Annotated in this window: 1 protein-coding gene; it reads right to left on the bottom strand. The window is 59.1% G+C overall.

Annotated elements, in window-relative coordinates; genetic code table 11:
- Positions 1-298: translation initiation factor IF-3 (gene infC / locus EN804_RS36305; RefSeq protein WP_135922417.1), on the bottom strand; the 298-nt coding region annotated here is incomplete at both ends.

The raw sequence follows: 298 nt of genomic DNA, 5'->3' as shown, positions 1-298 counted from the left end.
GCTTGATCTGGTAGTCGCCCTCGTCCGTGACCGGACGGAACTTCACTTCCTTGATCTCGACCTGCTTGGTCTTCTTCTTGGCCTCGCTGGCCTTCTTCTGCGCTTCGAACTTGAACTTGCCGCAGTCCATGATCTTGCAGACCGTTGGATCGGCCTGCGGCTGGATCTCGACCAGGTCCAGGCCTTCATCTTCGGCCATGGACAGCGCTTCGTCGCGCGACAACACGCCGATCATTTCTCCGTCACTGCCGATCACGCGGACGCGCGGCACACGGATTTCCTGATTCTTGCGGTTCTG

It is taken from the genome of Mesorhizobium sp. M8A.F.Ca.ET.161.01.1.1 (genome assembly GCF_004792105.1).
GTDB lineage: Bacteria > Pseudomonadota > Alphaproteobacteria > Rhizobiales > Rhizobiaceae > Mesorhizobium.
The sequence above is the reverse complement of the archived record's forward strand: the minus strand, read 5'-3'. Positions and strand labels throughout refer to the sequence as shown.